This is a genomic window from Rhizobium sp. BK661 (assembly GCF_024808825.1).
Classification (GTDB): Bacteria; Pseudomonadota; Alphaproteobacteria; order Rhizobiales; family Rhizobiaceae; genus Rhizobium.
This window is the reverse complement of sequence record NZ_JANTYT010000007.1, coordinates 230,317-242,947: the sequence shown is the minus strand read 5'-3', so window position 1 is coordinate 242,947 and position 12,631 is coordinate 230,317. Positions and strand designations below refer to the sequence as shown.

Genomic DNA, 12,631 nt, shown 5'->3' with positions numbered 1-12,631 from the left:
GCTACGTGGGAAGCAGAACTCAGGTTTCCCCTGCGGGACCGAATAACACGATCTATGTTATAGTGTAATATATGCGTGAGAAAGCCTTTTATCGGCCTCACGGTTCCCGCGCACCGTAGAAAAGAAATAGGCCATTGATATTGCAGCGAATATCAATGGCCGTTTAATCTCAAATGGAAGGCGGCCGAGCCACCCGACGATCATTGCGCGATCGAAAACGTCACGTTGACGGTAATGTTGTAGCTCGTCTCACCGCCCTGGATGGGAACGGCTGAGTCGGCCCCCTCCTTCATCATTGCTGCCCGAAAAACCGGCACCGGCTGCGGGCGCGGCAGGGTCTCGGTGATCTCGACCACGCGGCCGAGCTTGACATCGGCGGCTTCGGCAAGCGTCTTCGCCTTCGCGATGGCATTGGCAACGGCATTCTTGCGTGCCTCCTCCATCGCTTTCTCCGGCTTGTCGTTGGTGAACTGGATGTCGCCGCCCTGGTTGACGCCGAGCGTAACCGCCTCGTCGAGGATGGCGCCGAGCTTGGACAGGTCGCGGACACGCACGCTCAGCGAATTGGACACCTGGTATGCGATCAACTCCGGGGGCTTGGGCTGGCCATCGTTGGATTGCGGATAATTGAATTGCGGTTGCACGGAAAAGCCGGAGGTCTGGAGATCCCGCTCGGCAATACCTGCCTTTTTCAGCGCAGCCAGCACCTCGCTCATCGCCTTATTGTTCTCGTCGAGCGCTTCACGTGCGGTTTTTGCCTGCTTCACAACGGAAAGGTTGAGCACCGCCATGTCGGGCGCTACGCTGGCCTGGCCCTCGCCGCTAACGGAAATCACGGGCTCGCGAGACTGGGAATCGGCAGCCAGCGTCGGCAGTGCCGTGGCAGCAGCGGTCGGAAGGCTCAGCAGAAGGCTGAAGGCGATTGTTCTGGTGTTAGGCAACACGATATTTCACTCCGTGATTGTGAAGTCTCGTTTGTCGTCTTGCCGATTGATTGTGAAGCTATTGCGGCAGTCCCTTGTGACCGCTGCAGAATTGCGTTAGAGCGAAACCCGTTCCGGGGAACCATTGCGCCGGACACGGCAGCGACGTTGCCGCCGGGCCTGTAGCTCAATGGTTAGAGCCGGCGGCTCATAACCGCTTGGTTGGGGGTTCGAGTCCCTCCGGGCCCACCACTCTCTTCAGAGTTTTCTGCGCGCTTCGCCTGTGCCATTTTGGGCGACGGATCGAAACTCATGCGCGGCCTTAATAGGAACGTCCAGGTCGGCCAGGATGGAGTGGCCTTCACGCGCTGTCGTTGACTGTTCAAACGCGCTCGCGCACAAAAGCTCCCGAGCAAGAGGGAGGCTATCCGACATGAAAGATGTCGTCGCATTGGTGACGGGCGGAAGCCGTGGCGTCGGCCGCGGGATTGCGCTTGCTTTGCTCGCCGAGGGAGCCACGGTACACGTTACTGGCAGGACGTTTTCCGAGGTAGAGGCGGGTCCCGAGGGTAACCGCGCCGGATCGCTCCAAGGGCTGGAGCTTGAGGCCGCGAACCTACCCGGACGAGTTGTCATTCATCACTGTGACCACAGCAACGACGCCGAAACCGAGCGTGTGGCCGCGGGGATCCGAACCGGCGGCGGGCTGCATATTCTGGTGAACAATGCGTGGCCCGGCTATGAAGGTATGGTCGAGGATGGCGAATTCACCTGGCCTCGACCGTTCTGGGAGCAACCAAGCCGGCGATGGGACGCCATGATCGGCACTGCACTGAAGGCTGCTTTCATGATGTCGCGGGAAGTGGCGCCGATGATGATCTCAACCCATCGCGGTCTAATCGTCAATATTTCATTCTGGGCAGCTCAACTCTACGAGGGGAATGCGATCTATGGAATCGCCAAAGCTGCTGCCGACAAGATGGCCGCAGATTTCGCGCACGAGCTGCGTCCCCACAACGTCGCCGCCGTCGCACTCTATCCCGGTCTGGTCCGCACTGAAGCGGTCATGCGGAACGCAGATTATTTCGACTTGTCCAACTCCGAGTCCCCCAGGTTTATCGGGCACGTCATTGCCGGACTTTGGCGAGACCCTGCGCTGATGTCGAAATCCGGGCACGCCTTGGTCGCAGCAGAGCTGGGCCGGCAATACGACATAGCTGACATCGACGGCTACCGACCTGTTCCCCTCACAGCGGCGGACTTTGCAAAGAGCTGAACTCGCGTCTGCCTTTGCACAGCCTCGACGGCCTGTCCGCTACCGCGTCGTGCGCATAGATCGGCGATGTCGAGCACCCGGAAAAGTTTGAGCAGCTTCATCGTTTCGGCGCCTCTCGTTTGGGCGGCCCCCTGTGTAAACGGCACCATAGCAATGCTGAGTCGGCCGTTGGGACTAGTGGACAACCGGGGATGCCGGAGCGATGAAAACATCCACGGTTGCCAGAGGAAACCGCGCGATCAGCATACCAGTGAGTTCCTCCTGGGTGCGATGACCGCGATTGAAGAGGTCGAGCGCCGCGCTGCAGATCATCTCCGATCTCTTGTCGTCCGGTTTGGCCTTGTAATGCCTGTACCAAGACTGAACGGACAGCGAGAGCACGGCCAATTCGGTTTCAAGGATACTCGTGACTAGCATTCCTGATCTCCCCCAGATTGAGGCGACCGCTTTACAGCCCCTCATTTGTAAGCCTGCAATCTCTGTTGAGCCGATGCCGAAGATTCCGGCTTGGCATTCAGTGTGAAGCGACGGCGCGACGACCGCTGGACGCGAGATGTTCAGTGATCGCGCGCCGGATTTCCGTGACCGTATCGAAAAGCTTGTTGTCGAGGTCAATGACACTGAACCGGACAGCGATGAACTTGAGGCGGTTTTCGACGGGAACCGCAATCCCGACTTCCTGACCGTTGAATACGACAGCTTGCTTTCGCATAGACAAACCTCGGGCGTGGGCGCACGCACCATCGAGCAATTGGATCAAGGATTGACGACGGAGTCAGCTTGTCGTCGTCGGTCGGTATCGGATCGACACGAGATCACGCACTCGTTGAGCCGTTGCGAAGAAACCAAGTCGTAGAAACAACGTCATCACCCTCCTCGAGTGAGGTCAAAGCGCCGCGGAGTGCTGCCGGAAGTACTGTTAGTGGGAACTGCCCTGTGAAGTGAACGTATTCGAGAAAACCAAGGCAAGCAACTGATTTTTGTGATTTTTTAGCATTTCGAATCATATGACAATTACCGCATGTGCGAAGCCGAAATGACGTACGTGCGTCGCTCATACACAAGAGTTCGAAGGAACGAAGGACCGCCATCTCGGGCGGAAAGCCTCCCATTGAGACCAGGTCCAAGCTTCGTCACCGGTAAGAATTGGCGACCAGCTGCGCTTCCGCCAATCGATCAACTGCCTGAACGGCAAAAATGCGGGCCTCTTTTTTGTGGACACGCCAGGAACAAAATCCGACCCGCTGTGTTTTGGCTATGCTTTGGGAAGTGAAACCCCTCAAAGTGCAACTCGCGCCTCTGCCCCCGCACCCGCGACTGCGGGGCTTTTTCTTCGCTTGCCGTATATGAGGGGAAACTTATCGATCTACACGCGTTTGTTGTGATCGGTCCCCTTTCTGGGTGAGAAACAGAGCCTTCAGATGGATCTCGGCGAGGCATTCAAAGCTTAAGGACCGTATTAGCTATTAAGAGTTCTAAACCTAGGTCACGTCGGTGCGATCAACGTCGATCGCAATGCCACGGCTGAGGGCATCCGAGCCGTAGGGCCTGGTCGATACGATAGATGACGAGCTCATAGACCGCCGTTCTTCGGCGCGAGGCGATTTCGCGCGCAAAGCAAAGTGCAAAAATCAGCTCGATGAGTTCGCTCTCCGGCATTGCCTCATTCTCGCTTACGATCAGAAGACATCCAATTGGCGCAAGAACAAAAATCGAAACATCAGCAAAGACGCAAATACCAGTCCGCCTGCGCTCCCCTAGTTTTCGTTGGGTCGATCCTGGAGCCGACCCCAGCCTCTCCCGGATCGACGAGCGTACGGTTGGCGCCTTTGGCGAATTGGTTCCGACCGTACGCTGCCGATTACTGTTGGTGCTCCGATGCAGCATCAAAATCGGTGACGATACCGTGACGCAACGCCTCTTCCTCGGCTGCTCGCAAAGCCTGCTGGATAAGCAGTATGACAAAATCGTAGTCAGGACTTTCCCAGGATGCCATTTCGCGGGCGACGCCCAATGTAAAGATCAGTTGCTGCACAATTGTCTCGGTCACGACACGACTCCAGTAGGCCGGGCAATTCTAGACGACCTGAGAAAAAGCAACTATCGCAACGATCCCGTGATCTTGTGAGAGAAAACCACCACGCAGTTGGTGGGAATGTACCATTGACCTCCGACAGGGCGGCACGCTGGATTTGGTTGACCCACGCCAGCCGAAACCCTGCCCTATGCTCGGTTGGGTGAGCGGATTGAAGAACACCTCCACCGCACTAGATGCGGCCACGCATGCGAAAGCCTGCCGCGGTGATACGATTGGCAATGCCTGCTGAACGTGAGGTAACGAAATCTGAGGAGGATTCCATGCCGAGCATGCGCGCTGTCGAAGTAAGAAATGCCAATGCGCCTTTGCAACTGGTCGAACGCGAGATTCCGACCCCCGCTGCCGGCCAGGTCTTGATCAAGGTTCAAGCGTGCGGAGTCTGCCATAGCGATGCCTTCACTGTATTGGGAGCCTTTCCCGGCATCGCCTACCCGCGCATACCGGGCCACGAGGTCGTCGGCGTTATCGACCAAGTCGGCGAACGCGTGCCGCGTTGGAAGGCGGGCCAACGCGTCGGAGTTGGCTGGCACGGCGGTCATTGTGGGCACTGCTCCTCCTGTCGCCGGGGCGATTTCGTGACCTGTGAGACGGCACAAATTCCGGGGATCAGTTATGACGGTGGTTATGCGGAGTATATGGTCGCACCGTTTGAAGCCTTGGCCGTAATCCCCGATGAACTCAATGCCGCCGAGGCCGCGCCCCTTCTGTGCGCCGGGATCACCACTTACAACGCATTGCGCAACAGCGGCGTTCGGGCGGGCGATACGGTTGCCGTGCTTGGTGTCGGCGGGCTCGGCCACCTTGGCGTGCAATTCGCCGCGAAAATGGGCTGTCGCACGATCGCCATTGCGCGGGGTGCCGACAAGGAGCCGTTGGCGCGTGAGCTCGGAGCTCATCGCTATCTTGACAGCACCACGCAGGATGTCGCCGCCGAATTGAGCAAGCTCGGCGGAGCCCGCGTGATCCTGTCGACCGTCACCAATTCACAGGCGATGAGCGCGGTGCTTGGTGGATTGGCAGTCAATGGCAAGATGATAGTGCTTGGCGCTTCATCCGAGCCGATTGAAGTCTCGCCATTCCTCTTGATTGGCGGTCGTCGCGGAATTCAGGGATGGCCCTCTGGGACATCGAGCGACTCGGAAGACACGCTCGCATTCAGCGCTTTCGCCAACGTTCGTCCGATGATCGAAACCATGCCGCTGGAGCGGGCCGCAGAGGCTTATGAGCGAATGATGAGTGGGGCGGCGCGGTTCCGGATGGTCATAACGACCGGCAAATAGCTGAGCTTGGGCGAGTTCGAAACTTCACGTTTGCATGCGACAGCGGGAGAGCCGAGAGGTCAGCCTACCCGCGGTGATCCTCTCGAGCCCTCAGGGACCCGAAGGTACCCCTGTGCGTCCTTTTTGGCGGAAGGACAACAATAACTTAGGCTGAGTGAAGCTACTTGGGAAGTTGGACAAAGGTCCGATCGAAAAGAGGGAGGCTGAAGGAGGGTTGGTCCGCGACATCCTAAAGCCTCCCTCATCCTTCGGGGCAGAAGGACAAGGGTCAGTTAGTGCCGACAGTCCGCTTGGCTAGTCGGACTTAGGTCTGACGACTTTGTGACCAAGCTGCGAATCGGGCGCATCTGCGCACCGGTTTCGGAAATGGGACACGCGACGAATTAGAGCCCGTGCGCCAAGACCTTCTGGCAGCCTGGCGACAGGCGAGACATGTTCTCCCTCAGGCAGGCGATGCCGCGGCCGCCACCGAGCGGAACAGCACGGCAGTAAGATCGGAAGTCCGGCCCGCACGCCTCGCGGGCAATGACCATCTCCTCGCGCGGCGAAAGTTCCGGTGCGGCTGCGGCAGCAGGCGCGGCGGCCTTGGGCGTGCCGCTATCCGGCGTTGCCGGGGCTGTCGATGCGTCGGACGATGATTTCGGAGTAGCGGCCTTGCCGCTTCCGCCGAGCGCGCTGATCGCCTGCTTGCATCCGGACGACAGTGACGCCTCATGCTGCTGCAGGCAGGCGAGCGCTTCCTTGCCGCCCGGCGTGACGCCGGAGCAATTCGATAGGAAATCGCTGCGGCAGGCGGACTTGATGGCGTTGCGCTGCGCATCCGTCGGCTGTTGCGCAACTGTCGTGCCCGCAAACAGCGTGACTGCGCAAAGCAGCGGCAGGCCAAGTCTCGTTCTCCAAGTGGCGCGTTTCGCGGATGAGACATCCAATGATGACGACGAGAAATCCTTCATAGTTCCTCTCCCTGCGGAAATCACAGTGTCGACCACGTCGGCATCGTGAGGCTGCTTCTGGGGGCCCTCTTCGGGAGGGCGCGCCCTTGCTATCCACGGCACAGAGGATGGGCCACGATGGGCTCGCCTCTGTCTGGGACAACAAATCCTCAATTGTGGGCGTCAGTGTTGCTCAATGACCTGACAGTCGCGTCTCTGACGCCACGGCATTTATGTCTGTGTATCCGGTACTGCCGCAGTGCGGCGCTTTCGATATTCCTCGAAGCGTTGCAGGATCACATAGAAGGACGGCACCAGCAAAACCGCTAGGCAAGTCGACGCGATCATGCCGCTGAAGACTGAGATACCGATCGACCGGCGCGCATTGGCCCCGGCGCCGGTCGCCAGCACGAGGGGCAAAACGCCGAGAATGAAGGCGAACGACGTCATCAGGATCGGCCGGAAACGCAATCGTGCCGCAAGCACTGCCGCGGCAGCGATTTCCATTCCCTGCATTCGCTTTTCACGTGCGTATTCAACGATCAGAATGGCATTCTTCGAGGACAGCGCGATAAGCAGAATGAGGCCGATCTGCGTATAGAGATTGTTGGCGACGCCGAGCGCCGTCAGGGCGCCGACCGTGCCGAGGAGCGCGAGAGGAACCGCGAGAATGACCGCGAAAGGTAATATCCAGCTTTCGTACTGGCCGGCCAGAACGAAATAGACCAGCAGAATGGCGAGCCCGAAGACGTAGTAGATCTGCGTGCCGACTGCCTTCTCCTGGTAGGACAAGGCGGTCCATTCAAAGCCGGCCCCGGTTGGTAATGTCTGATCCGCGATCTGCTCCATGACATTCAGCGCCTGCCCCGAACTGAAGCCGGTCGCGGCGCCGCCAACGATCGTGGCGGTAGGATAGAGATTGTAGAGGCTGATCAGCGACGGTCCCGGCACGCTGGTCACGTCGATTACTGTACCCAGCGGCACCATGGTGCCATCGCCCGCCTTGACTTTCAGATTGCGGATGTCATCCGGCCGCACGCGGAATTCCGGCGACGCCTGCACATAGACCTGGAAGGTGCGGCCGAACTTGTTGAACTGTGTCACATAGCTCGATCCGACATAGCCCGAAAGCGCAGAGAACACCTGCCCGACGGTGACGCCGAGTGTCTCGGCCTTGATGCGATCGACAGAAACCTCGAGCTGCGGAGCGTCCGCTCGGAACGAGGTCTGCAGCCGCTGCAGCGAGGACTGCGCGTTGCCGCGCTCGACGATCGTATTGGCCAGTGTTTGCAGCAGCGCGAAATCGAAGCTGCCGTCCTTGAGGAGCACCTGCATGGTGAACCCACTGGCGTTGCCGATACCCTGGATTGCAGGAGGAACCAGGACAAGCGTCTTTGCCGTCATGATACTATCCAGCGCGCCGTTCAGGTGCTGGTATATCGACAGCAGGTCCTGGCCTTTTTCCTTTCCACGCACGTCCCAGTCCTTGAGAATGACATAGGCGACACCGGCGTTCGGCAGGCTTGCGCTGTTGTCCAGCACCGAAATCCCGCTGATCGTCAGCACCTGATCGACGCCGGGCGTCGCCTCGGCGATCTCGCTGACCTGCTGCATCACCGCATCCGTGCGCTGCTTCGAGGCGCCGTCCGGCAATTGCGCGCTGATCAGCACATAGCCTTGATCCTCGGTCGGGAGAAACGCAGTCGGAAGACGGGTTAGGCCCCAGAAGGCAACACCGATCAGTGCCAAGCCCACGAGGACTGAGATCGTACTATTCCGCACAAGGCCACCGACAAGCCGCGAATAGCCATTCTCGGCCGCATCGTAAACTCGGTTGAAGCCGCGATAGAAGAAGTTGCGCCGTTCGGGCGGCACAGGCGGCCTCAGCCAGAGGGCGCATTGCGTCGGCTTCAGGGTGATCGCGTTGATTGCGCTGATCAGCGCCGTCGCGGCGATGACAAGCGCGAACTGCCGGTAGAGCTGGCCGGTCAAGCCTGGCAGGAAGGCGGCCGGAATGAAGACCGCCATGAGAACGAGCGTAATGCCGATGACCGGACCGAGAAGCTCGTCCATTGCCTTCTCTGCCGCCTGCCGACCTGGCATCCCCTCCTCGACATGGCGCGAAACCCCCTCGACGATGACAATCGCGTCATCGACGACGATGCCGATCGCAAGGACGATCGCAAACAGCGTCGACAGATTGACCGTGAAACCAAGCGCCGCCATCGCCGCAAACGCACCGATGATCGTCACAGGCACAGTCGTCGCCGGAACCAGCATCGCCCGCCAATCTTGCAGGAACAGCAGGATCACGATCAGGACCAGAACGCCCGCCTCGATCAGTGTCTTGTAGACTTCCTTGATCGACGCCTCAACGAACTTCGTCGTATCGAACGGCATGGTGTATTGAAGGCCGGGTGGGAAGCTTTTCGACAGATCCGCCATCTTCGCTCGAACGGATTGGGCAACCGCAATGGCATTCGCCTCCGGCAGCTGGAAAATGCCGATACCGGTCGCCGGTCGCCGGTTCTGCAGGAAGGACTGGCTATAGGTCTGCGCGCCGAGTTCGACGCGACCGATATCGCGTATACGCGTTATCCGACCGCCATCGGCAGAATCGACCTTCACGATGATGTTTTCGAAGTCGGGAGCGTCGTTGAGACGACCGCTGACATTGAGCGTATATTGGAAATCCTGTCCGCTAGGCACTGGAGGCAGTCCGACTTGCCCCGCCGTGACCTCCTGACTCTGCTGCTGCACCGTACTGATAACGTCCTGCGGCGTCAGTCCGCGGGCCTGCAACAGATCCGGATCCATCCAGATCCGCATCGCATACTGGCCCGCGCCGAAAACGCTGACATTGCCGACGCCGGGAAGCCGAGCCAGTTCGTTCTGAAGGTTGATGACCGCGTAATTCGACAAGAAGAGGCTGTCGAAGCGGCTGTCAGGCGAAGTGAGAGTGACGAACCCCAGGATCGACGTCGACTTCTTCTGCGTCGTCACGCCTTGAACCTGAACGGCTTGCGGCAGCGATGGCATCGCAATGGCGACGCGGTTCTGGACCAGGACTTGCGCCTGATCCGGATCGGTGCCGATTGCAAAGGTGACCGTCAACGAATAGGTGCCGTCGCTGGCACTGGTCGACTGCATGTAGAGCATGTTTTCGACGCCGTTGACCTGCAATTCGATTGGCAATGCCACGGTATCGACCAGAGTCTTGGCACTCGCGCCGGGATAACGCGTCGTCACCTGAACGGTCGGCGGAACTACGTTGGGGTACTGGGCGACCGGCAGCTGGAACAATGCGACGGCGCCGATCAGGACGAAAACCAGCGCGAGAACATTCGAGAGTACCGGCCGCTCGATGAAGAAGCGCGAGATCATCCGTTTCGCCTCCTGGAGCTGATCCGCTGCCGGCTCATGGGACCTTCGATCCGCTCGGATCCCCCGTTGCCGCGGCCTCTATCGTGATTTTCTCAGGCGTGACTTTCATATCGGGTACGGCCCGTTGGATCCCGGCCATGACGACCCAATCCGCGGGATCGAGACCGGATTCGATGACTCTCATCTGGCCATTGCGCTGGCCTATTTTGACGACTTTCTGCTCGATCACGTCGTCCTTGCCGAGCACCAGCACGTAATTTCCCTGCTGATTGGTACCGATCGCATCATCACGAATGACGAGCGCCTTGTCCTGGTGGGCGACAGGAACACGAACGCGGACAAAAAGACCCGGCAAAAGTGCGTGGTCCTTGTTGTCGATGATGCCCCGAACCGAAAGCGTGCCTGTCGAGGCATCGATCTGCGGTGAGACGTAGTCGAGGTGCCCCTTGTGTGGATAGCCCTCCTCGTCGCCGAGCCCGATTTCCACCGGGATATTGGGAAGGTCGGCTTGGGTCAGCTTGCGCCCGGCCTTGGCGAGGCTCTGCTTGATCATCAGCACCTGAGCCTCACTGACGTTGAAATAGACGTAGAGCGGGTCGGTCTGAACGATTGTGGCAAGCTTCGTCGGGCCTGACACGCCGACCAGCGCGCCGACATCCACGAGGTGGTTCGTTACGGTGCCATCGAAGGGCGCGACCACCTCCGTATATCCGAGGTTGATGTTTGCAAGATCGAGGCTCGCCTGCGCGTTCAGGATGGAGGCGTTTGCTTCATCCAGTGTCGCCTTGGCGCTGTCGACGGCTGTCTGTGTAGTCACTTCCTGCTTCATCAGATTGAGCTGCCGGTCGTATTCCTGCTTCGCGCCGACTTGCGACGCCTGCTGCGAAGCCAGTTGCGCCTGGGCTTGGTCAACCTGTGCCTTATAGGTGTCGCGCTGGATGCTGAAGAGCTTGTCGCCCTTCTTTACCGGGGTACCGTCTTTGTAGTCTATCGTTTCAAGAAAGCCTTGCACGCGGGCCTCGATGTCGACCGCGTTTATCGCATCCGTGTTGCCGGTCAGCTCAAAATATTCAACCACCGGCTGCTGCAATGGCTGCGCCACGTTCACCTTCGGCGGCGGCGGCGGCACATACGCATTGTTCCCGCTGTCGCATGCCGATAACGCAGCGACCACCGTCAAAATACCGATATGATGCAGCCCTCGATACGAACTTTCGCGCATTTTTCTGCCCCGATGCATGCACGAGCTTCGGATTTCATGTGCGCCCCTGGCGTATCCCAACAGTCCATGCGCCTGGGCAGAGTATAGTATGAACCAATATTTCCGCATTTCCGCGAAAAGCAATAGAGGCACGCGCGATAAATAGTTGGCGATACGGGATGAAACATGTGACAAAAGATGAACTTGCAGTTACATTTCGGCCGCAAGAAAAAGAAACGTACAGTAGCCGGGCTTCCGTCCAATCCGACGGTCTCCGCGGTTTTTGATGCCCCGAAGGCACTCGAAAGCGTGGCCTTGCTGGCAATGCCGCCGGCGACCTTAACGTACCCAGCATTCGACGCGTACCCAATCAACCGTTGCGAAAGTGAGGGCCGTGACATGGCGAAATTAATGTTGGCGACACGCTTCAAGGTATTGGTGACCTTGTGCGCAATAACCGCAGGCTCGAACTGCCCGGCGTGGGCGGACGACTCGAAGGAATTGCTGAAGGCAATGTCCGACTATATGGCGGCTCAAAAGACATTCTCCTTCGACTATGTCTCTTCCGTGGAAGCTGTGACTCCGACCTTCGAGAAGCTGCAATTCGTCAGCTCCGGCACAGCAACGGTCGGCCGGCCGGACAAAATCCGGGTGACGCGCACCGGAGGTTTTGCCGACCTTGACGTCAGCTTTGACGGCACGAAGTTCACGGTTCACGGAAAGAACCTCGACGCCTACGCCCAGATCGACGCAAAGGGCAGCCTCGACGAGCTTTTCGACCGGCTTCAGAACGCCGGTGCAGAAATCCCGGGCTCCGATCTGTTGCTCTCGAACAGCTTCGATACGCTGATGGACGGCGTCACGAAGTCCAAGCACATTTCAAGCGCTGTCGTCGACGGTGTGGAATGCGAATACCTGACATTCCGGAAGAATGATGTCGACTGGCAGATATGGATAGAATCGGGGGCGAAGCCTGTTCCGAAGCGCTATGTGGTGACCAGCAAACACGTGGTGCAGGCGCCGGAATACATGCTCGAGGTCCGGAACTTCCGCACAGGAGAAGATGTGAAGGTGGCAAACTTTGCCATCGAAATACCCGGCGATGCCAAGAAGGTTGATCTCAGCGAACTTGGTCAGATCGATGAACTGCCCGCGCCGACAGAGACGGGAGATGCACAATGAAAACCTCCGTACGGATTTTCGCTATTGCGCTCGCGGTTGCGTTCGCCTCCCTCGATGTCAGCATGGAGGGGAACGACCTAGCCACGGTAACCATCAGCGCATCCACCCCGGCACAAGCCGAAATCGGCCGCCCCCTGACACCGCTGTCCTATGCGGGCGCCGCTCGTCGAACGACACGCCGCGTCGTGCGCAGAACGACCGTCTACGTGAACACGCTGCCGGCAGGCTGCGTCTACGGGCCGTACTACGGGGGCTACTACTACCGGTGTGGATCGCTCTACTACGCCAAGAGCGGCGCTACCTACGTTCAGGTGGTCATCGAATAGCAGGATTGCGGAGCTTTTGAGTGGCTGTT

General features: G+C 58.9%; 11 protein-coding genes and 1 tRNA gene. 5 read left to right on the top strand and 7 right to left on the bottom strand.

The genetic code is table 11. The features are described 5' to 3' along the window. Positions 1–200: 200 nt before the first annotated feature. On the bottom strand, positions 201–944 hold the full coding sequence (locus FHX16_RS17305; RefSeq protein WP_183860982.1) for an SIMPL domain-containing protein: 744 nt from the start codon (positions 942–944) through the stop codon (positions 201–203). 155 nt (positions 945–1,099) lie between these two features. Here FHX16_RS17305 and FHX16_RS17300 point away from each other — a divergent pair. Beyond that, positions 1,100–1,175, top strand: a tRNA-Ile gene (locus FHX16_RS17300). 181 nt (positions 1,176–1,356) lie between these two features. Continuing rightward, the gene (locus FHX16_RS17295) at positions 1,357–2,199 is read left to right on the top strand and encodes an SDR family NAD(P)-dependent oxidoreductase (protein ID WP_183861010.1); all 843 of its coding nucleotides are present in this window, start codon (positions 1,357–1,359) and stop codon (positions 2,197–2,199) included. 174 nt (positions 2,200–2,373) lie between these two features. Here FHX16_RS17295 and FHX16_RS17290 read toward each other — a convergent pair whose 3' ends face one another. The 3 genes from FHX16_RS17290 to FHX16_RS17280 form a co-directional block, all read right to left on the bottom strand. Next, positions 2,374–2,616: a hypothetical protein gene (locus FHX16_RS17290; protein WP_183754463.1), complete on the bottom strand. Its 243-nt coding sequence runs from the start codon at positions 2,614–2,616 to the stop codon at positions 2,374–2,376. A gap of 97 nt (positions 2,617–2,713) precedes the next feature. Then, on the bottom strand, positions 2,714–2,911 hold the full coding sequence (locus FHX16_RS17285; RefSeq protein WP_183754461.1) for a hypothetical protein: 198 nt from the start codon (positions 2,909–2,911) through the stop codon (positions 2,714–2,716). 1,149 nt (positions 2,912–4,060) lie between these two features. Then, positions 4,061–4,249, bottom strand: a complete 189-nt coding sequence (locus FHX16_RS17280) for a hypothetical protein (protein WP_016554582.1) — start codon at positions 4,247–4,249, stop codon at positions 4,061–4,063. 308 nt (positions 4,250–4,557) lie between these two features. Here FHX16_RS17280 and FHX16_RS17275 point away from each other — a divergent pair, with 308 nt between their 5' ends. Beyond that, positions 4,558–5,577: an alcohol dehydrogenase gene (locus tag FHX16_RS17275; protein ID WP_183861012.1), complete on the top strand. Its 1,020-nt coding sequence runs from the start codon at positions 4,558–4,560 to the stop codon at positions 5,575–5,577. Between the two features lie 383 nt (positions 5,578–5,960). Here the strand turns inward: FHX16_RS17275 and FHX16_RS17270 are convergent, their stop codons facing one another. The 3 genes from FHX16_RS17270 to FHX16_RS17260 form a co-directional block, all read right to left on the bottom strand. After that, positions 5,961–6,530 (bottom strand): hypothetical protein, encoded by a 570-nt coding sequence (locus FHX16_RS17270; protein WP_183861014.1) that lies wholly within the window; start codon positions 6,528–6,530, stop codon positions 5,961–5,963. Between the two features lie 210 nt (positions 6,531–6,740). Further along, the gene (locus FHX16_RS17265; RefSeq protein ID WP_259129495.1) at positions 6,741–9,893 is read right to left on the bottom strand and encodes an efflux RND transporter permease subunit; all 3,153 of its coding nucleotides are present in this window, start codon (positions 9,891–9,893) and stop codon (positions 6,741–6,743) included. A 34-nt stretch (positions 9,894–9,927) separates the two neighbouring features. After that, positions 9,928–11,115 carry an efflux RND transporter periplasmic adaptor subunit gene (locus FHX16_RS17260; protein ID WP_259129494.1) on the bottom strand — a complete coding sequence of 396 codons (1,188 nt, stop codon included), beginning with the start codon at positions 11,113–11,115 and terminating at the stop codon, positions 9,928–9,930. Positions 11,116–11,493: 378 nt separating this feature from the next. Here FHX16_RS17260 and FHX16_RS17255 point away from each other — a divergent pair, with 378 nt between their 5' ends. Both FHX16_RS17255 and FHX16_RS17250 read left to right on the top strand, forming a co-directional pair. Further along, positions 11,494–12,276, top strand: a complete 783-nt coding sequence (locus tag FHX16_RS17255) for a DUF2092 domain-containing protein (RefSeq protein WP_259129493.1) — start codon at positions 11,494–11,496, stop codon at positions 12,274–12,276. Further along, complete coding sequence (locus FHX16_RS17250) at positions 12,273–12,602, top strand: hypothetical protein (protein WP_259129491.1); 330 nt, start codon at positions 12,273–12,275, stop codon at positions 12,600–12,602. The genes FHX16_RS17255 and FHX16_RS17250 overlap by 4 nt, the downstream gene beginning before the upstream one ends. The last annotated feature ends 29 nt before the right edge of the window (positions 12,603–12,631 follow it).